Source organism: Archangium gephyra, assembly GCF_042230915.1.
Lineage (GTDB): Bacteria > Myxococcota > Myxococcia > Myxococcales > Myxococcaceae > Archangium > Archangium gephyra_B.
The window spans coordinates 10,623,419-10,645,465 of the sequence record NZ_CP102578.1; the positions used below are offsets into that span (position 1 = coordinate 10,623,419).

Sequence of the window (22,047 nt, forward strand, 5' to 3'; positions counted from 1 at the left end):
AACCGTCGAGTCGGAAGGAACCGTCATGCGCACCCCTCGTCTGGTCTCCATCCTCCCCCTCATGCTCCTCGGGAGCGCCTGCAGCGTCGACAGCACCGAAGTCGGCACCCAGGACGCCCAGGGGACCCAGGACAGCAACATCTCCGTCAACGCCCAGGGCCGTGGCCTGGAGCAGCTCCGCGCTCAGCGTCCGGAGTTCTTCAGTGGCGCCGGGGATGTGTCGTTCAAGCGCGCGGTGCGTGACGAGAAGGGCCTGACCCACGAGCGCGTGACCCAGAGCTTCCGCGGCGTGCCCGTCTTTGGCGCCCAGGCCATCCTCCACCTCGATGCCAACGGCTCCGTCGCCTCCGTCACGGACCGTCTCGTGCGCGACCTCAAGGTGGACACTACCCCCGGCCTCCGCGCCGAGGAGGCCTCCCAGATCGCCGTCGCCCAGGTCGGCGGCTCCCGCGCCCTGAAGGCCGACCCGAAGGTGGACCTGCAGCTCCTGCCCGAGAGCAACGGCAACGTGCGCCTGACGTACCGCGTGCAGCTCGAGTCCGTCACGGACAAGGGCGAGCCCTCGATGCCCAACCTCTTCATCGACGCGAAGACGGGCGAGCTCGTCCAGCAGTTCGACAACCTGAAGACCAGCCGCAACCGCAAGACGTACACGGCCAGCACGCGCACCACGCTCCCCGGTACCCTGCTGCGCTCCGAGGGCCAGGCTCCCGTGAGCGACGCGGTGGCCAACCAGGCGCACGACAACGCGGGCTTCACCTACGACTTCTATTTCAACAAGTTCGGCCGTGACAGCTACAACGGCACCGGTGGCACGCTCACCTCGTCCGTCCACTACAGCCGCAACTACGTCAACGCCTACTGGGACGGCACCCAGATGGTGTACGGCGATGGCGATGGCTCCCAGTCCGGCCCGCTGACGGTGCTCGACGTCGTGGCCCACGAGCTCACCCACGCCGTGACCGACACCTCCTCCGACCTCGTCTACTCCGGTGAGTCCGGCGCCCTCAACGAGGCCATGTCCGACATCTTCGGCGCCTCCATCGAGGCCTTCCGTGACGGCGCCGTCAGCGCCAACACCTGGAAGATTGGCGAGGAGTGCTGGACCCCGGCCACCGCGGGCGACGCCCTGCGCTACATGAACGACCCGGCGCTGGCGGGTGACTACGACTACTACCCCACGCGCTACACCGGCACCTCCGACAACGGCGGCGTGCACTGGAACTCCGGTATCGCCAACCTGGCCTTCAAGCTGATGGTGACCGGTGGCACGCACCCGCGCGGCAAGACGAGCAACGTGGTGCCCGCGCTCGATGCCAACCTGTACAGCAGCATCGAGAAGGGTGCGGCCATCTTCTACCGCGCCAACACGGTGTACCTCACGCCGGGCAGCACCTTCTCCGAGGCGCGCGGCGCCACGGCGCAGGCCGCCGCCGACCTCTACGGCTCGACGGCCGCCGCCGCGGTGAACGAGGCCTGGGTCGCCGTGGGCGTCTCCGCTCCCCCGACCTGGACGGTGCTCACCACGGTGAACAACCTCTCGGGTGCCAAGGGCAGCAGCACCAACTACACCCACGTCACCCCCGCTGGCGCCACGGCCATGCGCTTCGCCACCACCGGCGGCACGGGTGATGCCGACATGTACGTGAAGTTCGGCAGCGCCCCCACCACCGCCAGCTACGACTGCATGTCCGCGGGCGCCACCGCCACCGAGAGCTGCACCATCAACGGCGCCAAGCAGGGCACCTACTACGTCCTCATCAAGGGCTACTCGGCCTACTCCGGCACCACCTACACGGTGAGCTCCGGTCAGTAATCCCCGGTAGCACCGCGGTCCTCACGCCGGCGCGGCTCCCCTTCCTGGGTGGCCGCGCCGGTTGTCTTTCTGGCGCCAGGTGGGCGCCGGGCCTTCGCCCTGGTGTGACCAGTCCGGACCCCCTTGGGTCTCCTGGCGACACATCAAGGAGCGAAGGTGAGCAACGCCCTCCCCACCCCTGCCGGGTGGAATCAGCACGGCCCCCGAGTCATTCAGATCATCCTCTTCGCGTGCCTCGTCCTGTCGGGCGGATGCACGGACGAGCTGCCCGAGGCCGTGGTCCTCCCCGAGCCCAAGAGCCCCCTGTGCGAGGGAACCGCCCCGCGCACGCTGGACGAGGTGTACGCCGCGCACTTCGTGGCGACCCAGCCGACGGGCTGCACCGCGGGGTGCCACGAGAGTGGCGCGGGAGGCCTGTCCTTTCACAACGCCCAGGAGCTGTGGCAGGCCACCGTGAACCAGCCCACCACCGGGGACCAGGCGCGGCTGCGCGTGAAGCCCGGCTGGCCCGAGCGCAGCCAGCTCTACCTCAAGCTCCTCCCGGAGGCGCAGGGGCGCATGCCCGTGGGGGGGCCCTACCTCGACACAGCGGCACTGCGCGACGTCGCCGGGTGGATCTGCTCGGGAGCCCCGGCGCCCACGGGAGGAGGCACGCCCCCGCCGGACGCGGGCACCGGCAACCCGCTGCCCCAGCTGGACAGCCTCTCCCCCTCCTCCGTGGCCACCCAGGGCGCGCCCTTCACCCTCACGCTGACCGGCTCGGGCTTCCTCGCGAGCTCGGTCGTGGTGCTCGACGGCGCCGACGTGACGACGGCCTATGGGGGAGCCACCTCGCTGACCGCGCGGATTCCCACCCTGTCCACGGCCGGGGGCCACTCCGTCGCCGTGCGCAACCCGGCTCCCGGTGGGGGGACGAGCAACACCCTCACGCTCGCCGCCGTCACCACCAGCGTCCCCTCCATCACCGGGCTGACTCCCGCGCGCGTGGATGCGGATGCCGACTTCACCCTCACCGTGACGGGCTCCGGCTACGTCTGCTCACCTCCCGCCAGCCGCACCACCGTGCTCTTCAATGGAGGCACCGCCACGCCCTCCTCCTGCTCCTCCACGCAGCTCACCGTGCCGCTGCCCGCCACGCCCGCGGGCGACTACCCGGTGCAGGTGCGCAATGAGACCGGCGAGACGAGCAACCCCTTCACGCTGGGAGTGGGCGCGCCCAACCCGGTGCCCACGCTGTCCTCGCTGTCCCCCTGTGGCACGGTGGCGGGGGCCGCGGGCTTCACCCTCACGCTGAGCGGCTCGGGCTTCCTGTCCAGCTCGAGCGTCACCTTCAACGGCACCCCGGTGACGGTGACCTCCGTGGGAGCCAGCGAGCTGCGGGTCTCCGTTCCGGCCTCGCTCGTGGCCTCGGCGCCCTCGGGCAACGTGGCGGCCGTCGTCGTCACCAACCCGTCGCCGGGGGGCGGAGCCTCCAGCCCGGTGTCCTTCGGGGTGGCCTCGCGGGCCGTCACGCTGGCCGCTGACGTGCAGCCCCTCTTCACCCGCGACTGTGCGAGCGCCGGCTGCCACAACACCTCCAGCGCGGCGGCCGCCCTGGACCTCTCTTCCGGCAAGGCCCGCGCCGAGCTCGTCGGCGTCCCCAGCTCGGCCCCCGGCTGCGCTCCGGCGGTGCGCGTGCTGGCCTGCCGTCCGCAGCGCTCCCAGAGCGTCCTCCTCGACAAGGTGCTCGCCACCAGCACCAACCCCGCCTGCGCGGGCTCGGCCATGCCCAAGGGCGCACCGTTGACCGCCGCGGAGAAGCAGCTCCTCGTCGACTGGGTGGCCCAGGGCGCTCCTCCCTGAAGGGGTGAAGGGGTCCGGGTGGCTTCGGGCAGCCAGGAGCCGCCCGAGTCCCGCCGGGTGGGACGCGCCGCGAGGCCCGCAAAGACAAACAGCGGGCCCCCACGTTCATGGGAGACCCGCTGCTCAAGTCCGGGACGAGAGATGTCTCGGAACGGGGCGGCTTACTTACCCGCGCGGTACGAGGTCCACATGCTGTTCATGCGGCTGTTCTGGCCGGCGCTGAACGTGTTCATGCAGGAGTCGTACGAGTAGTCCATGAAGTTGGTGATGGGGTCCAGACCGGCGAAGGTCGTGCAGCTGTCACGGCCGGTGGGGCAACCGGAGGCGCCCGTGGACTCGGCCGGGGTGTCGCTCACGCTGTCGTTGGTGCTGGTGCAGCCGCCCTGGAACGTGTGGTACAGGCCCATCCAGTGGCCGACCTCGTGGGTGCCCGTGTCGCCCTGGTTGTAGTTGGTGGCCGAGCCGCCGGGCAGCGAGCTCTGGAGCACCACCACGCCGTCCATCTTCGGGCTGGAGGCGTAGCTCCAGGGGAAGGTGGCCCAGCCGAGCAGGCCGCCGCCCATGTTGTTGGTGTAGAAGTTGAGGGCGGTCGCCGTGCCCTTGCGCAGGGCGTTCTTCATGTTCGTCTCACACGTGCCACCGGTGCAGGTGTAGTACGAGTCGTTGTTGGTGGTGTCCGTGCCGGCCAGATAGAAGCTGAAGCCCGACGGCGCGTAGGCGTTGTTGAGGACGGTGATCTGGTTGTTGATCTGCGTGGTGGTCACGCCGCCGCCGCCCGCGCTGCTCTTGATGATGTGGAAGTACACGGGGATGGAGACGGCCATGGCGTGCACGTCGCCGCCCATCGCCTGACGCGCCTTCAGCATCTCAAAGCGGGACTCGATCTGCGCGACCTGCTCCTCGTCGAAGGACTCGGCGCCGCAGTTGCGGGGGTCGGCGACCTGCGCCTCCACACCCTCGGCGGCAACCTGCTCCGCCTCGTCCACGGGGCCGCAGCCCGTCATCGCCGCAACCGCACCGAACACCAGAATCGACTTGATCGTCCGCATGTGAATCCACCTTTTCCCAATTGGGAGGAAACCAACCGAAGGGGATGTTTCTTTTAGGGTAATCCAAAAAAATGATCAAACCCTTTATTCATTTTTAAGCCGGTTTTACTTGACTCCGCGCGGCATTCGTTGCAGCGACAACCACTACCTTCCGCGTCAAAATTTGCACCTGCAACAAATGCCTGACGCGTCAATGGTTGCACTCGCAACTACTCATCCGCGAGGCGGGGGCGGGGGTGGAAGGGCGCCGGCGGGCCCGTGGGCGGAAGAGTCTGGCGTAGCATCGAGGAGGACACCGAGGCCCCGTGGGCCCATGCGCGTGCGAGGAGAAGAAGTGAAGGCGCGATTCTCAGGGATGGTGATGGCCGTGCTGCTGCTGATGCCCCTGGGGGCGCTGGCGGCGCCCAAGCGGCTGGTGCTGCTCTTCACCGGAGACAACCGGGGAGAGATCGCCCCGTGTGGCTGCAAGCAGGAGCCGCAGGGCGGGCTGGCCCGGAGGAAGACGGTCATCGACGCGGAGCGGGCCCGGGGCCTGCCCACGGTGTTGATGGACGCGGGCAACGCGCTCTTCCGCGAGAAGGAGCCCCAGGAGGAGGCCATCGTCCAGCAGAAGGCGGAGCTGGTGCTCGAGCAGATGGAGGCGCAGGGCACGGTGGCCATGGCGGTGGGGGAGCGGGATTTGTCGCAGGGCCTGCCCTACCTCCAGACGCTCACGCGGCCGCGCAAGAAGATGAAGCTGCTGTCGGCCAACCTGGTGGACAAGGCCGGCAAGGCGCCCTTCGCGCCCTCCATGGTGGTGGAGGCCGGAGGACTGAAGGTGGGCGTGGTGGGCGTGTCCCCCGAGGGCGCGCCGGCCGGGGAGCCCGGGCTCAAGGGGTTGCCTCCGGTGGAAGCCGCGCTGGCCGAGGCCCGCAAGCTGCGCAAGACGAAGAAGGTGGACGTGGTGGTGGTGCTGGCGGCGGTGCCCTACCAGCAGGCGGTGAAGCTGGCCCTGGTGGCCGGGGACGCGGTGGACTTCGTGGTGCAGTCCCACGACGCGAGGGGCATGGGCATTGGCGAGCTGGTGGGCAGCCACGCCGCCGTCTTCCCCGCGGGGGAGCTCGGCAAGCACGTGACGCGGCTGGAGCTGAGCGTGGACGGACGGGGGCCCTCGAAGGACCTGGGCTCGGGCTCGCGCGCCCTCAAGCAGCTGCGGGTGGTGGAGGACAACATCCTCAAGGCGCAGGAGCGGTTCGCCAGCGCCCCGGACGAGCAGACGCGCGGCGAGCTCACCCGCACCATCACGGAGCTGGAGGGCCGCCTGCGGCAGCTGGAGTCCGAGGTGGAGGTGAAGCCTCCTCCCGGCGGGCGCGCGCACCAGCTCTCCTATGTCACCCTGGGCCTGGCGGTGGCGGATGACCCGGCCCTGAAGCAGCGGGTGGATGCCATCGAGCCGGTCGGCTCGGTCACCGCGAAGAACTGAGCTACACGATGGCGTGGGCGAGAATCCGCTCGAAGACGCGCGGATTCGTGCCCAGCCAGCGCACCAGCGGACGGCGCAGCGCGGGCCTGCGCGCCAGCATCAGCATGGCCCCCGTGAGCCATGCGTACTTGCGGAACGCCCGCTGGAAGACCCGCTCGTAGGGCAGCAGCGACTCGCGCGCCGCGCCCTTCACCAGGGCATCCGGCAACAGGTTTCCCAGCGCCTCCGCGCACGTGAAGGCCAGGGACAGCCCCTCGCCCGTCACCGCGTCCACGTAGCCCGCCGCGTCCCCCACCAGCGCGAAGCGGTCCGCCACCCGCGCCCGCGCCGCCCGCGCCAGCGGCCCCGCGCCCCTCGCCTTCGAGTCCGGCTCCGCGCCCCCCACCCGCTCCGCCAGCGAGGGAAAGCGCGCGAGCAGCGATTCGAAGCCGATGCGCCCCGGCAGCCCGTCCGTCCACAGGAAGGCCACCCCCACCCGCTCCGCACCGGCCGGCGTCACGTACGCCTCCACGCCGTCGGACAGGTGCACCTCCACGAAGGGCGCCCAGGGCTTCATCCGGAAGTGGCGCCGCAGCCCGAAGCGTCTCGGCCCCGCCACCTCCAGCTCCAACCCCTCGGCGCGCCGCAGCGGCGAGGCCAGCCCATCCGCCGCCACCAGCATCCGCGCCCGCAGCGGCCCGTCCGCCGTCTCCACCTCCCACCCGTCCGCCGTGCGCCGCTGGCCCACCACCGCGCAGTGCTCGCGCAGCTCCACGCCGAGCGCCCGCGCCCTCGCCGCCATCGCCGTCACCAGCGCCACCCGCCGCACGCCCAGGCCTCCGGGGGCCGGCAACCGACCCTCGGCGCCGCTCCCGTCCTCCTGCACGTAGCGGATGCCCACGAAGGGGGCGCAGTCGCGCGGCCCCAACAGCGCGAGCGCCCCGAAGCGCTCCAGCGCCGCCACGCCCGAGGGCATCAAGCCCTCACCACATGCCTTGTCCGGCGGCACGGCGGCGCGCTCCAGCACCACCGTGTGGAGGCCCCGCTTCGCCGTGGTGAGCGCCACCGCCAGCCCCGCGGGCCCTCCTCCCACCACCGCGACGTCCCAGGCACTCACCCGTCTCGTCCCGAGCGCGCGAAGGCCAGGGCGCTCTTCGCCATCTCCACCACCAGCCCCACCGTGCCCACCTTCTTCGGCGCCGTCAGCTCGCCCGCCAGGTAGCGCCGCAGCGCCTCGCTCCGGCGCAGCTTCCCGCTCGAGGTGCGCGGCAGCGTCCCCGGCTCCAGCACCCGCACCGTGTGCGCCTTCACGCCCGTGCCCGCCAGCACCGCCTCGCGAATCCGCTCCTCCAGGCCCGCTACCTCCGCGCCCGGGGCCTGCTCGGCGAGCAACAGCAGCGCCTCGTCGTTCTCCCCTTCGGGCGTGAAGCCCAGCGCCACCGCGCAGCCCGTGCGCAGGCCCTCCACCGCCTCCAGGCACTCCTCGAACTCCTGGGGCGCGTGGTTGGCGCCACGGATGATGACCAGGTCCTTCGCGCGGCCCGTGAGGAACAGCTCACCGTCCGCCTCGAAACCCAGGTCTCCCGTGTCCAGCCAGCCCGCGGCGTCCAGCGCGTGCGCCGTCGCCTCCGGGTTGCCAACGTACCCCGCCATCACCGAGGGCCCTCGCGCGAACACCCGCCCCACCCGCCGCTCCTCCAGCACGTGGCCCAGCTCGTCGCGCACCTCCACCTCGAAGCCCGGCACCGGACGCCCCACGGACACCACCTCGCGCGAGCCGTCCACCACGCGCCGCTCCGTGGCCAGCACCCGCGCGTCCACGCCCAGCGGCCGTGGCCCCCGTCCCGCCGGCGGGAAGGTGACGGCCAGCGACGCCTCGCTCAGCCCGTACACCGGCCGCAGGGAGCCCGCCTGGAAGCCCCACCGGGCGAAGCGCTCGGAGAAGAGACGCAGCGTCTCCACCGACACCGGCTCCGCGCCGTTGAGCGCGTGCATCCAGCCCGAGAGGTCCACCCCCTCCATGTCCGCGTCCTTCACCCGCTTGAGGCACAGCCCGTAGGCGAAGTTGGGCGCGGGCGAGACGAAGCCCCGGTGCCGCGACAGCGCGCGCAGCCACAGCGCGGGCCTCGCGAGGAACACCTCGGGGGGAATCAGCACCATGCTGCCCGGGTAGTACGCCGCCGACAGCAGGCAGCCGATGAGGCCCATGTCGTGGTACAGCGGCAGCCACGACACGCCCACCGGCTCCCGGTCCACCGGCCGCGGCAGCTCCGCCTCCAGCGCCGCCAGCTGCGCCACCAGGTTGCCCTGGCTCAGCCCCACCGGCTTCGGGTCCACCGTCGAGCCCGAGGAGAACTGGATGAGCGCGAGCGACTCGGGCGAGACACGCACGGCCAGGTCTCCCTCCTCGCGGGCCACCTCCTCCACCGTGTGGCAGCCGAGCCGCGGGCGCGCCGCCGCCACGGACTCGCCCAGCAGCAGCCGCACCTTCGCGTCCGTGAGCACCACCACCGCGGCCGACACCTCCAGCATGCGCGCGGTGGAGCGGTGGTACTCCTCCAGCCGTCCCAACCGCACCGGCGGGTAGAGCGGCACCGGCACCGCGCCCGCCAGCAGCGCGCCGAAGAAGGCATCCATGAAGCCCGGAGAGGTGGGCAGCAGCAGCGCCACGCGCTCGCCAGGAGCCACCCCCAGGCGCTTCAGCCCCGCGGCGCAACGGCGGGCCCGTCCATACACCTGCGCCCAGGACAGCGGCGTCTCGCGCTCGCCCGCGTCCACGAAGACGAGCCCATGCGGCGTCCGCGCCGCGGCGGCGAGCGCCTCGTTGACGGTGGTGTGCTTGAGCGGCGGCAGCGCCGGCCCCTTCACGGGGCACCTCCCGCGGCGCACGCCACCGGGGACTCCCCAGCGGCCCGCGCGGCCACCAGGCGCATCAGGTCCCCCACGGTGTTCACCCCCACCGAGTCCTCCATGGACAGGCGGATGCGGAAGCGGTTCTCCAGCTCCACCGCCAGCACCGTCAGCCCCAGGCTGTCCAGCTGCAGGTCCCTCATCAGGTGGTGCGCGGGCTCCACCGCCCCCTGCCAGTCCAGCTCCTGGGAGACGATGCGGCGTATCTCGTGAAGGACGACGAGCTCGTTCTCAACCACGGGGCACCTCCGGAATGAAGCGGGGCCTGTCAGCGAATGCCTGGGCGTAGACGGCGCCCAGTGCCTCCTCCTCGGCGCGGATGCGCACGCGGAGCAGCAGGGCATTGCCCAGCGAGAAGACGAGGGCCGTCACCCAGGCCCCGTGAATGAGCGGCACCGCGGCCAGCTCCAGCACCACCGCCACGTAGTTGGGATGGCGCAGGAAGCGGTACGGCCCCCGCGTCACCGGCTCCAGGCCCGGCACCACGATGATGCGCGTATTCCAGCGCTCGCCCAGCGAGGCGATGGCCCAGTAGCGCAGCGCCTGCGCCACCAGCGCCACGCCCAGCGCGCCCATGCCGAGCGCCCCCGGGAAGGGACGGGCGAGCCCCACCACCTCGGCCCCGCACGCCACGAGGAAGAGCGAGTGGAACACCACCATCACCCGGTAGTGCCGCTGGCCCGTCTCCACCCCGCCCCGCGCGAAGGCCCGCGCCGCGTTGCGATTGGAGAGCACGAGCTCCACCAGCCGCTCGGCGGCGAGCAGCCCCAGGAAGCCGAGATACCCGCCGAGCGCGCTCACCATCGCAGCAGCACCAGCTCCGCGCAGAAGCCCGGTCCCATGGCCATCATCACACCCCAGTCCCCCGGCTGCGCCTTGCCGGACTCCAGCATGTCGCCCAGCACGAAGAGCACCGAGGCCGAGGACAGGTTGCCCACCTCGCGCAGCGAGGCCCAGGAGTTCGCCAGCGTGTCCGGCGCCAGCTCCAGCGACTCCTCGAAGGCCTGCAACACCTTGGGGCCGCCGGTGTGCGCCACCCAGTGCTTCACGTCCTTGCGCGTGAGGCCGTGCTCGGCGAGGAAGCCGTCCACGTCCCGGCGGATGAAATCGCGCACCAGCTGCGGCACCTTCGCCGACAGCACCACCTTGAAGCCCGAGTCCACCACGTCCCAGCCCATGATGCGCTCGGTGTTCGGATAGAGCACCGAGCGCGTGGCCACGACACGAGGGCCCGCGCTCGAGCGATCTCCCCCCTGGAGCACCACGCACGCCGCCCCGTCTCCGAAGAGCCCCGAGGCGATGATGTTGGGGATGGACAGATCCTCGCGCTGCAGCGTGAGCGAGCACAGCTCCACGGAGATGAGCAGCGCCGTCTGGCCCTTCCACGCCCGCAGGTAGTCCGAGGCCCGGGCCGTGCCCGCCGCGCCCGCCACGCAGCCCAGCCCGAAGATGGGCGTGCGCTTCATGTCCGGGCGCATGCCCAGCCGGTTCATCAGCCGCGCGTCGATGCTCGGCGTGGCGATGCCCGTCACGGTGACGAAGAAGACGTGGTCCACGTCCTGGGGAGTGAGCCCCGTGCGCTCCAACGCCTTGCGCACCACCTGCTCGCCCAGGTCCGTGGCCACCTGGATCCACGCGTCATTGCGTTGCTGGAACGTGACGAGCGAGGGGTACTGCTCGATGGGCAGCGCGAGGAAGCGCCCATCCACCTGCACCGAGCGATGCAGCTCCTCCAACCGCTCGATGTTGAAGTGGCGCGTGGCCCACATGTCCCTCAGGGCGCCGATGATCTGGTCCTGGGAGGCATAGTGGGGAGGAAGCAGTCGCTCCACCGCGCGGATGATGGGGAGAGAGTCCTGAGCTGGAGTGGAGTTCATCGGCGCCGTCCCTGTAGGGGTAAGGAGCGACGGTTAATCACCCACTCATGAGGGTGCGACCGAGGGAGAAGAGATTGAACGCGGCGGACGGCCTTCATGTCGCGTACATGCTGGCTGGCGGACACCTCCCGCCGCCAACGCCTCGACGCGGGGCGTGTGCCTGTCGTCTGGTTCACAACATCCCGCCCGCTGGCACCGCGGAGCGAGCATCTGGCGCGGGGCGTTACCTGGAGAGGTGCTCCTGTCCCGCCCTGCCAGGGATGCCCGGGTTCGTCAGGAGCACCCGCTACAAGCGGATTCATCCGCTGGAGGCGCCGATGACTTCCGCATTGTCCGTCCTGCTGCTGCGCTCCCAGGAGGACCCCCCCAAGCCCTCCGCCCTGGGACAGGCGGGCCAGGGCACCCGGCCAGGCGCCCAGGGCCCTTCGCGTCCGTGGAGCCGGTGGACGGGACTGCTCGCCCTGAGCTTGCTGTGCACGGGCTGCGCATCACTGACACCACAGCCCGGCCGGGGGACGGGCCTGCGCTACACGCGGGGCGAGGCCGACGCGCCGGCCTGGGCTGAAGACCCGGGCGAGGAGTCCGAGCCCGAGGGGCCGCAGCGGCTGCACCGCCGCCGGGGCTCGCGCGAGGCCGTGACGGCGGCGGGCCCAGGCGGCGCAGGGGAGCCGGCGGAGCACAGCGCCTTCGCGACCCAGGTGGCGTTCGTCCGGGCCGTGGAGGAGGTCTCCGCCTCCTCTCGCCACATCTCCAGCGAGCTGTCCCGCCTCAAGGCCAGCGACGCGGGCATTGCCGGCGTAGGCAACGGCATCTTCGTCTCCTACGTCGACTATGGGGAACGTCAGCTGCGGTGGATGGACGCCGAGCTGGCCGCCGCCACCCGGCTGGCCACCGCCGCCGCACAGGTGGAGGACCCGGACATGCAGCTGGCCCTGCTGCGCCTGGCTGGCCCACGGCTGGAGGCCGCCATGATGGGCTCGCTCCTGCTGGCCGTCTGGTGTGACTTCCTCCGCCTCACCGACGCCACGCTCTCCCGGCGCCTCTACGGCGTGGAGACGCTGTTCATGAGGATGGACGGCTGGCAGAAGATGCTCGAGCCGGCCATGACGGCGCTCTCCTCGCTGGAGCCGGAGCAGGTGGAGGCCGCGGCGCAGGACATGCCCGCCCTGGTGGGCCACCTCACCCGCGAGTTCGAGGCCCTGCATGCGGCCGTGCGCAGGGGGGCTGAGAACCTCCAGAAGATGCTGGTGCTCAAGGATTCCGTGGAGGCACTCACGATGATGTCGGCGCTGAAGTTCACGCTGCCCGCGCTGCGCGCGGCCACTCCCGTCACGCTCGGCGTGGGTTTCATGGTGGGTTCCAACGGCGTGATGATGGGCACGCGCATTGTCGTCTCCGCCGAGTGGGTGGAGATGATGCAACGGCTGGTGCGCGCGGGCGTCCTGTCACTACCGGCCGTGAGCGCCGCAGTGCGGATTCAGGCCGGGCAGGTGATGATGGCGCACGGCGAGCTGCCGCGGGGCGTGCGCGAGGCGCTGGGCGACGGGCCCGAGGTACGGGGCATGCGCGTGACGGGCAAGGCGGGGGCGGGCATGGCCGAGCCACCGCGGCACCACGTCATGCCGGAAGAGTTCCGTGAGTGGTTCGAGAAGCGCGGCTTCACCGGCGAAATGGATATCGACAAGTTCTGCGTGAAGCTGGAGCAGGCACACCACCAGGCCATCCACGGCGGTGGGAACTGGAAGCTGGGGCGCACATGGCCCGGCGAATGGAACCGGATGATCATGAAGGTGCTGCGCGACGCCGAGGTTGAAGCCGGCCGGATGTTGACGCGGAACGAGGCCCTGGACATCGTCGCGAGGTACATGAAGGAGTACAGAATCCCGATGGGATTTGTCCGGTGGAGAGGACCATGAGCAATGGGGGTGCTTGGGAGGGCAACGTGAAAGCGCGCCTATATGAGAGGGTGCGCCAGCGCGGTTATGATTCGCTCACCGCCTTCGCCGAGGCGCGCCCCACCGCCTCACTATTGGAACTGGCGGATGAGCTTGGTCCCGATGACATCGCGGCAGTGCAGGTGTTCAGTGGGCTGGTGGCCGAGGCTGAGCGAAGCCACAAGGTCACACGTCTGGTGCGCGGGCAACTCGTGCGCGAACTGTCCGAAAACCTACCTGACGGTTGGCCGACCGTGATGGATGATGCAAGCCGTTTCAAGGTTGCTGTGGCGCTCGCCCGTTGGGGGACCTACACGCCGGAAACTCATGAGCACAGTGTCGAGCAAGCCAAGGCGGCGCTTCGTGCTTCTCCTCCATCACCCGGCTGGCGTCCGCTCGGCCCCGACGACGAGCTGCTCCTCACGCTCCTGCCCGACGAAGAAGCATGAACCCGGGAAGCGCCCGCTGACGCCATCAGGTTGGGCAAGAATCTTCCCCGTACGGGACACAGCAACGGTCCAGGGCCGTCACCCGGTGGACAGCACACACGCAAAACGCCGGGGGCACGCCGGTTGCTGAAGGGCTTCGGGCATGCACCGTGCCTTCCTGCTGTGTGCCTTGATGGGTGTCATGCTCTGGGGACCCGAAGCCGAGGCCGCTCGCCGCGCCTCCTCGAGCCAGCGCACCCGGAACGTCTCCGGCACGCTCGCGCGCCGCGCCGCGCTCCGCGCCTCCCTCTGGGTGGGGCTTCCCTCGCTCAGGAGGGTGAGCCACTCGGTGAACGATGACTGCTCCGGCCTGGCCAACCTCGCCTACCGCAAGCGGGGCCTGAGCCTGCTGCCCGAGCGCACCCTCCCCGGCGAGAACGGCGTGGCCGCCATCTACCGCAAGGCCAGGAGCCTCGGCTCGCTCCACGACACCCCTCGCGCGGGGGACCTCGTCTTCTTCCGCGAGACGTATGACCGCAACCGCGACGGGCGGCGCAATGACGGGCTCACGCACATCGGCGTGGTCGAGCGCGTGGACAGCGACGGCACGGTGACCTTCGTGCACCGCGCGGGCGGAGGCGTGAAGCGCGCGAAGCTGCACCTGCACCAGCCCGCCCTGCGCCGGGACGCGAAGGGCCGCGTGCTCAACGACTACCTGCGCCGCCCCGAGAAGCGGGTGGCCCCACGTCTGGCGGGGGAGCTGCTCGCGGGCTTCGCCACCGTGGACCAGCGCTGGTTCACATCGCCTTGACGAGCGCCGCGCGATCGCGCACCGAGTCGTCGCTGTCCAGCGAGAAGCTGTGCGCGTGGCCCACGTCGTCGCGCAGGAAGGCGGCGATGTCCCCGGCGAGGGCCTCGATGGCCTTGCGGCGCTTGGGCGCCAACGCGTCGAAGGTGCCGAACACCACGGCCCCCGCGTCCATGTCGTACTCCCAGAAGCCCACCAGCCTGTCCCCGTCCAGCAACGGGCGCATGAAGAGGTAGCGCGCGTCACCCAGCGTGCCGCCCTTCATCTTGCCCCACACGGGGACCTGCCGCGCGTGGTGCTTCGGGTCGGTGAAGAGCGCGGGGCCGCCGTGGAAGGCGAGGTAGCAGTCCTCGAACGCGAGCAGGGAGAGCGACGAGGAGATGGGCACCTTCTCGCGCAACACGGCGAGCTCGTCCTCCATCACCCAGCACTCGACCGCGAGCCCCTCCACGGCCACCGGGACGAGCGGCAGCGTCTCCATGGCCGCGCGGGCCTCGCGCTGGGAGAGCGCCGCCCAGGTGGTGAAGCTCTCGAGAGTGGCGGGCCCCGCCTGGCGGAAGAAGGTGGCGGCGATGCGCGCATGCCGCTCCACGGCCACCGCGGGTACCTTCGCGCCGCTGAGGGGATTCTTCGCCGGGAGCCGCCAGAGGTAGCGCTCGGTGTCCAGCCGCCCGCCTTCCAGCGAGCGCTCCACCTTGCCCTCGAACTCGAGGTGGCGCAGGGCCGGAGGCAGCGTCGAGGAGATGCCCACCTTCTTGCCCTTGTCGCCCAGGCTCCGCACGGTGCCCTCGGGGAGCGCCTTGCGCAGCGCGTCCGTGGACAGCGGCCCCTTGCGCAGGGCCTTCAGCACGGCCTCACCCACGTCCGCCAGCTCTGTGAGGGCGATGCCCGCCTTCTCGTACTCGCGCTCCGCACGCTTGCCGTGCTGCTCCTCGGCGAGGCGCAGCACGAGCGGCACCTCCGGGCGAGGCACCACGTAGATGCAGCCGCGCACGGCGGGAACCACCTGCAGCCGGGACTGCTCCACGGCCTCGTCGAGCTGCTGGCGCTTCAGCCCGGGAACGCGGGCCCTCGCCGCCAGGTACGCGTCCACGCCCCCGAGCGTCCGCAGCCAGCCGGTGGACGCCACCACCTCCTCGACGGACGCCTGGAGGGGCTCGGCGAGTCCCTGCTTGCGGTGCCAGTGCGCGCGAACGCGCTCGAGGGTGAGCGTGAGTGCGGGGGTAATGGTACTCCGGGCCATGGTCGTCCTCCGGCGCGCACTCTATGCGAGCGGCCCCGTCCTGACGACGCACGCCCCGTGGAGTCCTCGGGAGGAGCTCCAGGGGGCGCGTCCGGTCCGGCCAGGGAGACTACGCCAGCGGCGCGGCCTCGTCCGTCTCGCGGGGCACCTGCATGCGCGGCTCGGTCTGGATGAGCTCGTTGAACATGGCCTCCATCTGCTCACCGATGATGGCCAGCTCCTCCTTGCCCATCAGCTTCTTCACGTCCTTGAAGAGCTGCTTCTCCTCCTCCTCCACGTGGTGGTCCACCAGCTCCTGGAGCACACTCATCTTGGCCTTGAACTGCGTGTCGGAGGGGTCCATGTCGAGCAGGTCCGCGATCACCCGCTTCACCGCCAGGTGCTCCTCCACGGCCTCCTGGAGCTTGTCCGCCGTGGGGCCCACGTAGACGCTCGGATAGAAGAGCTTCTCCTCGATGGTCGCGTGCGCCGCGAGGTTGTCGGCGATGCGCGCGAACAGGTCCATCCGCACCTCGTCCTTGCCCTCACCGGCCTTCTCGAACTTCTCGAACAGCTCCTCGACCTCGCGGTGCTGCTGCTTCAACAGTGCGATGGCGTCCATGGTGTCTCCAGTCGTGTGAACCACGTGAGATCTCTTGACCGGCCTAACTTCGGCACGCCATCCGATGGTGCCAACTGGAAGGAGCCCGCCACGTCTCGTCCCTCCCTCCGACGTTTCAAGTGCTCCCCGCATGCACGCTCGCCCTCCGGCGCGCCGGGCCCGGGCCGCGTCCCTTGACGCCCGGGGACGGCTTTCCATCCCCGCGCGGGGAGCCAACATTTCTGGCGCGGCAGGGCGGGTCCGCCATCGAACGACCCGGACCGGGACGAGGAAGCTCGGTGTCACGGAACAGCGCCACGGCGGAAGAGGCCACCACGGACGTCGACCGGTTGCGCCGGCTGCTCTTCTCGTTGGGCCGACTGCACTCGCTCCGGGACCCGCTCGCCAGCAGTTGCGAGCGGATGGAGGAGCTCACCGCGCCGCAAATCCACGCCCTGGTGTGGTTGGGACAGGACGGGGCGCTCACCATGGGCGAGCTGGCCCGGCGGCTGGGCATCACCGAGAAGACAGTCACCGGCGTGGTGGACCGGCTCGAGCGCGAGGGCCACGTGCAGCGCGAGCGCAGCCCCGAGGATCGCCGCGTCATCCGCTGCCGGCTGACGGCGTCCGGCTCGCGGCTGCACCGCAAGCTCGACCGCACCGTCCTCCAGGGCCTGGGGCGGATGCTGGAGCACCTGGACGCCACCGACCGCCGCGCCCTCTTCCGCATCCTGGAGAAGCTCATCGCCTCGGCCATGCCGGACATGCCGAAGGCCCGGCCCCGCGGGTAAGCGCGCTCCGCACGCCGAGACCGTGGACGCGTGCACCCGGCTGCGCTTCACTGCGGTCGATGACTCCTCACGACGCAGAGAAGGCCCTGGCGGAAGCGGAAGTGGTGCCGTGCGTGGAGGCGTCCCTGGCGGACGCCCGGAGGCTGGTGGAGGCGTGCCTGGCCGAGGGCGTGCCCGCGCTCGTCCACCGCGAGGCGTGCAGCAAGCCCTCGTGCTCGCCGAAGTTCCAGGTGCTGGTGCGCCCCGAGGACGCGCCCCGCGTCGCGGGCCTGCTCCAGCAGAGGTGGAGGGACAGCCTCCAGCGCGAGGGGCTCGTCCCCGAGGGACAGGCCATGCAGGAGGTGCCCGAGGAGGGCGAGCTGCCCTGCCCCGCGTGTGGCACGGCCGCGCCCCTGGTGCGGGGCGCGTGCAGCGATTGCGGCCTGCAGCTCGAGTGAGCCGGGCCGCCCTCGCTGGTGGCTACTGCGGGCTGCCCGCGGGGGGCATCTGCCGCTCGCGCTCCACCACCTCGGCGGAGGGCGCCTTCATGGGCTCGAGCAGCGTGAGGTCCGCCACCACCGGATAGTGGTCGGACGCCTTCACGCGCAGCACCTTGCTGTGCCTGGGCATGAAGCCGTTGCTCGCCAGCACGTAGTCGATGCGCAGGTTGGGGATGACGGGCAGCGGGTAGGTGTCCGCGCTCCCCTCGCCGCGCAGGGCGAACACGTCGGACAGCTCGCGCTTGAAGAGCCGCAGCGAGCCCGACTCGGGCGTGTCGTTCATGTCGCCCATGAGCAGCTTGGGGCGCGGGTCCGCGTCCATCAGCTTCATGATGGCCGCGCTCTGGCGCACGCGGATGCCCCCGTTGAAGGGCCGCCGGGTGAGGTGGGTGACGTAGACGCTCACGTCCTGCCCGTGCACCTTCATGGCCACGCGCGCCACGGTGCGCGGCTCGGTGCCCGTCTCCACGGGCAGCGGGTGCTGCTCCACGGACTCGAGGGGGTAGCGCGAGAGGAGCGCCACGCCGTAGTCGCCACCGTAGAGGGTGGTGGTGCGGAAGTGGGCGAAGTAGCGCAGGCCGGTGCGGCGGGCCAGTTCGGCGGGCTGATCCAACCCGTTGGCGCGGCGCGAGCCGACGTCCACCTCCTGGAGCGCGACGATGTCGGGCGAGGCGGAGCGGATGACCTCGGCCACCTTGTCGAGCCCGTGAATGGCCGACTGGATGTTGAAGGTCATCACCCGCAGCTCGCCCTCGCCCTGCACCGTGGACACAGGGACCGCCAGGGCCCCGGGGGCCGAGAGCGTCACCGGCGCCGCGTCAGCGCGGAGGGACGGGGAGGAGGCACACGCGAGAGAGCTCGCAAGGAACAGGCCGGCAAGGAGTCGGTCGATTCGCATTGAAGGGGAGCGATGATGTCAGCAATCCGCGCCACCGTCTTCCCACCCTTCCGAGTCAGGCCGGAGGGCGGCCGGGCAGCCGTGGTCCTCCTCTGGCGAGCGTCATCCCTCCACCCACGCGAAGGCCTCGCGCAGCGCCTCCTTGCCACCGTGCTCGAGCACCTGGCCGTGGCAGGGCACCACGCGCTCGAAGTCCCACCCGAGCACGCGCTCCTTCCAGGCCCGCAGCGCGGCCTTGTCCTTCGTCATGGACTTCACCACCCAGGTGGCGCCCAGCTTCCCGTACACCCCGTTGAGCTTCAGGTACGTGCGCGTCAGCCACGAGGGCGACTCGTGGATGTTGAAGGCCAGGTCGGTGAGCAGCAGCGTGCGGCTGGGGCGGTGGAAGAAGACGAACTCCTCCAGCTGGGGGAGGCCGTGCGCCAGCAGCAGCTCGATGGCCGGCGACTGGCCCACGTCCATCACGTCCGACAGCTCCACGTCGATGCGCAGATCCGGCCGCTTCTTGCGCAGCCCCGCGGGCGCGAGCACCTTCGCGGCAGGGTACGCGGCCGCCCAGTCCCCGAGCGACAGGTGATGCATGGTGTTGGGCGCCACGAGGAAGCGCACCGGCCCCAGTGCATCCACGGCGCTCCGCGCCTCCGCGCTCGGCTTCACGGGCGAGTGCAGCCACAGGCCACCGTCCGGCAGGCGGATCACCGTCATCCGCCCGCCCAGCGCCATGGGTCCAATGCTGAAGGGCACATCCAGAACGAAGAGGTCATCGGACAGCGGGCGCAGCATGGGGTGGCTCCTTTTTCCGACCGGTACATCAGAATCCAACCCACGGAAAGAAGGCATCGCCCCGGGTGTTTGACGGCATGATGCGCCCCATGCCGCCGCGACCGCCGCCCCTGCCAGGACCCTCCCTGTCCTCTGCCCTCGGAGAGCTCGCGCGCACCCAGCAGCGGGCCGGACGCTCCGCCACGGTGGGGCTGGCGCTGCTCGGCGTGGTGGCGCTGGCCAGCCCCCTGCTCGGCTACCGGGAGGATCTGCAGAACGCCCGCGAGGAGATGCTCGGCAACCTCTCCAGCCAGGCCCAGGTGCAGGCCGAGGCGCTGGGCGTGCACCTGGGGCTGCTGGAGGCGGAGCTGCGCCGGCTGGCCGAGCACCCCCAGCTCATCCCCGAGGACGGCCCCTCCGGCCTGGAGGAGGCCATGCTGGACAATGCCTTCCACCACTCGCCCCTCTTCTCCGAGGGCGTGGCCCTGCTCACCCCCTCGGGGCGCCGCGTGTGGAGCGATCCGCCGCAGATGTCGCTCGGGGCCTCGCCGCTGACGGCCCGCCCCTGGTTCCGCCAAGTGCTGGCCGAGGGCGTCTCGGACATCGATCTGCTGGAGGGGACGGACGGGCCGCTGGTGGTGGCGGTGCCCATCCTGCACGGAAAGAAGGTGACGGGCCTGCTGGTGGGCGAGCTGCGCGCGGGGGCGCGGCCGCTTCCGGGCGTCCACGCGGGGGGCGCGGACGTGTCGCTGTTGCTGGATGAGGAGGGCCATCTGCTGCTGCCCGTCCCCCTGAAGGGCTTCGCGTGGAGCGCGGAGCACGCCGCGCGCCTGCGCACCCTGGCCGAGTCCCCTCGTCCCCTCGTGCTGGACGGCAAGCGCATGCTGGGCGCGGCGGCTCCGGTCCAGGTCCCAGGCGTCAGCGGGCTGCTGCTGGCCGTGCTGGAGGACGAGGAGCGGGACATCGCGCGGCTGCAGCGCCGCTTCCTCGGACAGCTCCTCTTCCACGTGGCCCTGCTGGGCAGCACCCTGCTGCTCTTCACCTTCCTGCTGCGGCGCTCGTACCGCTCGCTGCTGGCGGGCGAGGAGCGGCTGCGGCACCAGGAGACGATGGCCGCGCTGGGCGCCGCCAGCCAGCTCATCGCCCACGAGGTGAAGAACGCCCTCAACGGCATCCAGGCGGCCCTGTCCCTGCTGAGACCCGCCGCCAGCGCGGGCGAGGTGGCCCTGCCCGCCCTGCGCGCCCAGGTGCAGCGGCTGGGGCACCTGGCGCGCTCGCTGCTGTCCTTCGGCGCCCCACGGGCCGCCGCCCTGCGCCGCCCCTGCGAGCTGCACCTGCTGGTGGAGGAGGCCCTGCAGTCGGTGCGCCTGGTGCCGGAGGCCGAGGACGTGCCCCTGCAGGTGGCGTTGGAGGAGGGCCTCACCGTGCAGGCGGACCCGGCGCTGCTGGTGTCCGCCATCGACAACCTGGTGCGCAACGCGGTGGAGGCGGGCGCGGTGGCGCGCGACACGGGCCTGCGCCCCTCGCCCTGGGTGCGGGTGAGCCTCGCGCGCGAGGACAGCGAGGCCGTCCTGCGGGTGGAGGACAACGCGGGCGGGGTGGACCCGGAGCTGGAGCCGCGCCTGTGGGAGCCCTTCGCCACCGCGCGCGCCAAGGGCGTGGGCCTGGGCCTGCCCATGGCCCGCACCGCCGTGGAGACGCACGGGGGCCACCTCTCCTATACCCGGCTGCCCGAGGGAAGCCGCTTCACCCTGCGCCTGCCCCTGGAGAGGACTCCATGAGGACCGCTCTATGAGGACCGCCCTATGAGGACCTCCCGATGAGTACCTCCCTGCTCCTGGTGGATGACGACCGCACCTTCTCCTCGCTCGCCGCCTCCGTGCTCACCCAGGAGGGCTTCCGCGTCCGCATGGCGCGCTCGCTGCACGAGACGCGCGCGGCCCTCGCCCGTGAATCGCCGGACCTCGTCATCCTCGACCGTCGGCTGCCGGACGGAGACGGCCTGGCCTTCCTGCCCGAGCTGCGCAGCCAGGTACCCGGTGCCGTGGTGCTGATGGTGACGGCCCACGGGGACATCGCCAGCGCGGTGCAGGCCATCCAGGCGGGCGCGCGCGACTACCTGGCCAAGCCGGTGGAGCTGGATGACCTGGTGCTGCGCGCGCGCCGGGCCGCCGAGGACGTGCGGTTGCAGGAGCGGCTGCGCCGGGCCGAGAGCGCCCTGGAAGGCCGCCACCGCATGCTGGTGCCGCGCTCGCCCGCCATGCGCCACACGTTGCAGATGCTCGAGCGCATCGCCACCTCGCCCCGCAGCCCCGTGCTGCTGCTGGGGGAGACGGGCGTGGGCAAGGAGGTCATCGCCCGCCACCTGCACGCGCTGCGCGGGGAGCAGGGGCCCTTCGTCCACGTCAACTGCGCCGCCCTGCCGGACACCATGGTGGAGAGCGAGCTGTTCGGCCACGAGCGCGGCGCCTTCACCGACGCGCGCACCGCCCGGCGCGGCCTGGTGGAGGTGGCCAACGGGGGCCTGCTCTTCCTCGACGAGGTGGGCGAGCTGCCCCTGGCCCTGCAGGCCAAGCTGCTCACCTTCCTGGACAAGGGCGCCTTCCGGCGGCTGGGCGGCAGCACCGAGCTGAGCAGCACCGCGCGCGTGGTGGCCGCCACCAACCGCAACCTCACCGACGAGGTGGCCGCCGGCCGCTTCCGCGAGGACCTCTACTTCCGCCTGAGCGTCTTCAAGGTGGACATCCCCCCGCTGCGCGAGCGGCGCGAGGACGTGCTGCCGCTGGCCGAGTCGCTGGTGGCCGAGCTGTGCGCGGAGCTGGGCCGCCGCCCCGTGGGCTTCTCCGCCGCCGCGCGCGAGCGGCTCGAGCGCTACCCCTTCCCCGGCAACGTGCGCGAGCTGCGCAACGTGCTCGAGCGCGCCCTGGTGCTCGAGAGCGGCCCCGCCCTGGAGCTGGAGGCGCTCGCTCCCGGCCGAGGAGGCCCCGCCCTGCCCGCCGACCCCAACGCCTTCGTCGTGGCTGGCCCCCCGCTCGCCCTGGAAGAGGTGGAGCGCCGGTATGTGCGCCATGTCCTCGAGCGCCTGGAGGGGCGCCGGATGGATGCCGCCCGGGCGCTCGGCATCTCCTACCCCACCTTCCTGCGCCGGCTCGGCGAGGACTGATTCAAGTTTCTTTCTTCAAAGTCCTT

At 71.3% G+C, this 22,047-nt stretch carries 20 protein-coding genes; 10 read left to right on the forward strand and 10 right to left on the reverse strand.

Features of this window, described 5'->3' with window-relative positions; all coding sequences use genetic code 11:
• Positions 1–25 precede the first annotated feature (25 nt).
• Positions 26–1,816 carry a M4 family metallopeptidase gene (locus NR798_RS41760; protein ID WP_375768173.1) on the forward strand — a complete coding sequence of 597 codons (1,791 nt, stop codon included), beginning with the start codon at positions 26–28 and terminating at the stop codon, positions 1,814–1,816.
• A gap of 156 nt (positions 1,817–1,972) precedes the next feature.
• Positions 1,973–3,658 carry an IPT/TIG domain-containing protein gene (locus NR798_RS41765; protein WP_375768174.1) on the forward strand — a complete coding sequence of 562 codons (1,686 nt, stop codon included), beginning with the start codon at positions 1,973–1,975 and terminating at the stop codon, positions 3,656–3,658.
• A 161-nt stretch (positions 3,659–3,819) separates the two neighbouring features.
• On the opposite strand, the gene NR798_RS41770 is transcribed toward NR798_RS41765, so the two are convergent.
• Entirely contained in the window at positions 3,820–4,707 is an 888-nt protein-coding gene (locus tag NR798_RS41770) for a zinc metalloprotease (RefSeq protein WP_375768175.1), read from the reverse strand.
• A gap of 334 nt (positions 4,708–5,041) precedes the next feature.
• Between NR798_RS41770 and NR798_RS41775 the strand changes: the two genes are divergently transcribed.
• Positions 5,042–6,169: a 5'-nucleotidase gene (locus NR798_RS41775; protein WP_375768176.1), complete on the forward strand. Its 1,128-nt coding sequence runs from the start codon at positions 5,042–5,044 to the stop codon at positions 6,167–6,169.
• A gap of 1 nt (position 6,170) precedes the next feature.
• On the opposite strand, the gene NR798_RS41780 is transcribed toward NR798_RS41775, so the two are convergent.
• From NR798_RS41780 to NR798_RS41800, 5 genes are read right to left on the reverse strand one after another with little or no spacing between them, the layout of a single operon-like run.
• Complete coding sequence (locus tag NR798_RS41780) at positions 6,171–7,265, reverse strand: NAD(P)/FAD-dependent oxidoreductase (RefSeq protein WP_375768177.1); 1,095 nt, start codon at positions 7,263–7,265, stop codon at positions 6,171–6,173.
• Complete coding sequence (locus tag NR798_RS41785) at positions 7,262–9,016, reverse strand: fatty acyl-AMP ligase (RefSeq protein ID WP_375768178.1); 1,755 nt, start codon at positions 9,014–9,016, stop codon at positions 7,262–7,264. The genes NR798_RS41780 and NR798_RS41785 overlap by 4 nt, the downstream gene beginning before the upstream one ends.
• Positions 9,013–9,297 (reverse strand): acyl carrier protein, encoded by a 285-nt coding sequence (locus NR798_RS41790; RefSeq protein WP_375768179.1) that lies wholly within the window; start codon positions 9,295–9,297, stop codon positions 9,013–9,015. Before NR798_RS41790 ends, NR798_RS41785 begins: the two co-directional genes overlap by 4 nt.
• Entirely contained in the window at positions 9,290–9,862 is a 573-nt protein-coding gene (locus tag NR798_RS41795; protein WP_375768180.1) for an isoprenylcysteine carboxyl methyltransferase family protein, read from the reverse strand. Before NR798_RS41795 ends, NR798_RS41790 begins: the two co-directional genes overlap by 8 nt.
• A complete protein-coding gene (locus NR798_RS41800; RefSeq protein ID WP_375768181.1) occupies positions 9,856–10,935 on the reverse strand; it encodes a type III polyketide synthase in 1,080 nt (359 codons plus the stop codon). The genes NR798_RS41795 and NR798_RS41800 overlap by 7 nt, the downstream gene beginning before the upstream one ends.
• 317 nt (positions 10,936–11,252) lie before the next feature.
• On the opposite strand from NR798_RS41800, the gene NR798_RS41805 reads away from it, so the two are divergent.
• The 3 genes from NR798_RS41805 to NR798_RS41815 all read left to right on the forward strand — a co-directional run bounded on the left by NR798_RS41805 (position 11,253) and on the right by NR798_RS41815 (position 14,108).
• The gene (locus tag NR798_RS41805; protein WP_375768182.1) at positions 11,253–12,851 is read left to right on the forward strand and encodes a DUF2380 domain-containing protein; all 1,599 of its coding nucleotides are present in this window, start codon (positions 11,253–11,255) and stop codon (positions 12,849–12,851) included.
• Positions 12,848–13,318 (forward strand): NUDIX hydrolase, encoded by a 471-nt coding sequence (locus NR798_RS41810; protein WP_375768183.1) that lies wholly within the window; start codon positions 12,848–12,850, stop codon positions 13,316–13,318. The genes NR798_RS41805 and NR798_RS41810 overlap by 4 nt, the downstream gene beginning before the upstream one ends.
• Before the next feature lie 142 nt (positions 13,319–13,460).
• On the forward strand, positions 13,461–14,108 hold the full coding sequence (locus NR798_RS41815) for a CHAP domain-containing protein (protein ID WP_375768184.1): 648 nt from the start codon (positions 13,461–13,463) through the stop codon (positions 14,106–14,108).
• Here the strand turns inward: NR798_RS41815 and NR798_RS41820 are convergent.
• Together NR798_RS41820 and NR798_RS41825 are read right to left on the reverse strand one after the other, a co-directional pair.
• Complete coding sequence (locus NR798_RS41820) at positions 14,095–15,348, reverse strand: DNA glycosylase AlkZ-like family protein (protein WP_375768185.1); 1,254 nt, start codon at positions 15,346–15,348, stop codon at positions 14,095–14,097. The two genes, NR798_RS41815 and NR798_RS41820, sit on opposite strands and share 14 nt — an antisense overlap.
• A gap of 109 nt (positions 15,349–15,457) precedes the next feature.
• On the reverse strand, positions 15,458–15,949 hold the full coding sequence (locus NR798_RS41825) for a hemerythrin domain-containing protein (RefSeq protein ID WP_375768186.1): 492 nt from the start codon (positions 15,947–15,949) through the stop codon (positions 15,458–15,460).
• A 278-nt stretch (positions 15,950–16,227) separates the two neighbouring features.
• Between NR798_RS41825 and NR798_RS41830 the strand changes: the two genes are divergently transcribed.
• Both NR798_RS41830 and NR798_RS41835 read left to right on the forward strand, forming a co-directional pair.
• The gene (locus tag NR798_RS41830) at positions 16,228–16,719 is read left to right on the forward strand and encodes a MarR family winged helix-turn-helix transcriptional regulator (protein ID WP_375768187.1); all 492 of its coding nucleotides are present in this window, start codon (positions 16,228–16,230) and stop codon (positions 16,717–16,719) included.
• A 59-nt stretch (positions 16,720–16,778) separates the two neighbouring features.
• Positions 16,779–17,156, forward strand: coding sequence for a hypothetical protein (locus NR798_RS41835; protein ID WP_375768188.1), 378 nt, complete (start codon positions 16,779–16,781; stop codon positions 17,154–17,156).
• A gap of 22 nt (positions 17,157–17,178) precedes the next feature.
• Here NR798_RS41835 and NR798_RS41840 read toward each other — a convergent pair whose 3' ends face one another.
• Positions 17,179–18,096 carry an endonuclease/exonuclease/phosphatase family protein gene (locus NR798_RS41840; RefSeq protein WP_375768189.1) on the reverse strand — a complete coding sequence of 306 codons (918 nt, stop codon included), beginning with the start codon at positions 18,094–18,096 and terminating at the stop codon, positions 17,179–17,181.
• 102 nt (positions 18,097–18,198) lie between these two features.
• Entirely contained in the window at positions 18,199–18,879 is a 681-nt protein-coding gene (locus tag NR798_RS41845; protein ID WP_375768190.1) for a DUF4336 domain-containing protein, read from the reverse strand.
• Between the two features lie 89 nt (positions 18,880–18,968).
• Between NR798_RS41845 and NR798_RS41850 the strand changes: the two genes are divergently transcribed.
• Positions 18,969–20,639 carry an ATP-binding protein gene (locus NR798_RS41850; protein ID WP_375768191.1) on the forward strand — a complete coding sequence of 557 codons (1,671 nt, stop codon included), beginning with the start codon at positions 18,969–18,971 and terminating at the stop codon, positions 20,637–20,639.
• A 38-nt stretch (positions 20,640–20,677) separates the two neighbouring features.
• Positions 20,678–22,021: a sigma-54-dependent transcriptional regulator gene (locus NR798_RS41855; protein ID WP_375768192.1), complete on the forward strand. Its 1,344-nt coding sequence runs from the start codon at positions 20,678–20,680 to the stop codon at positions 22,019–22,021.
• Positions 22,022–22,047 lie beyond the last annotated feature (26 nt).

Excerpts from the sequence above, each read along its gene's own strand:
- NR798_RS41760 (WP_375768173.1), top strand. The coding sequence starts at position 26 with ATGCGCACCCCTCGTCTGGTCTCCATCCTCCCCCTCATGCTCCTCGGG.
- NR798_RS41770 (WP_375768175.1), bottom strand. The coding sequence starts at position 4,707 with ATGCGGACGATCAAGTCGATTCTGGTGTTCGGTGCGGTTGCGGCGATG.
- NR798_RS41795 (WP_375768180.1), bottom strand. The coding sequence starts at position 9,862 with ATGGTGAGCGCGCTCGGCGGGTATCTCGGCTTCCTGGGGCTGCTCGCC.
- NR798_RS41800 (WP_375768181.1), bottom strand. The coding sequence starts at position 10,935 with ATGAACTCCACTCCAGCTCAGGACTCTCTCCCCATCATCCGCGCGGTG.
- NR798_RS41805 (WP_375768182.1), top strand. The coding sequence starts at position 11,253 with ATGACTTCCGCATTGTCCGTCCTGCTGCTGCGCTCCCAGGAGGACCCC.
- NR798_RS41810 (WP_375768183.1), top strand. The coding sequence starts at position 12,848 with ATGAGCAATGGGGGTGCTTGGGAGGGCAACGTGAAAGCGCGCCTATAT.
- NR798_RS41815 (WP_375768184.1), top strand. The coding sequence starts at position 13,461 with ATGCACCGTGCCTTCCTGCTGTGTGCCTTGATGGGTGTCATGCTCTGG.
- NR798_RS41820 (WP_375768185.1), bottom strand. The coding sequence starts at position 15,348 with ATGGCCCGGAGTACCATTACCCCCGCACTCACGCTCACCCTCGAGCGC.
- NR798_RS41825 (WP_375768186.1), bottom strand. The coding sequence starts at position 15,949 with ATGGACGCCATCGCACTGTTGAAGCAGCAGCACCGCGAGGTCGAGGAG.
- NR798_RS41835 (WP_375768188.1), top strand. The coding sequence starts at position 16,779 with ATGACTCCTCACGACGCAGAGAAGGCCCTGGCGGAAGCGGAAGTGGTG.
- NR798_RS41840 (WP_375768189.1), bottom strand. The coding sequence starts at position 18,096 with ATGCGAATCGACCGACTCCTTGCCGGCCTGTTCCTTGCGAGCTCTCTC.
- NR798_RS41845 (WP_375768190.1), bottom strand. The coding sequence starts at position 18,879 with ATGCTGCGCCCGCTGTCCGATGACCTCTTCGTTCTGGATGTGCCCTTC.
- NR798_RS41850 (WP_375768191.1), top strand. The coding sequence starts at position 18,969 with ATGCCGCCGCGACCGCCGCCCCTGCCAGGACCCTCCCTGTCCTCTGCC.
- NR798_RS41855 (WP_375768192.1), top strand. The coding sequence starts at position 20,678 with ATGAGTACCTCCCTGCTCCTGGTGGATGACGACCGCACCTTCTCCTCG.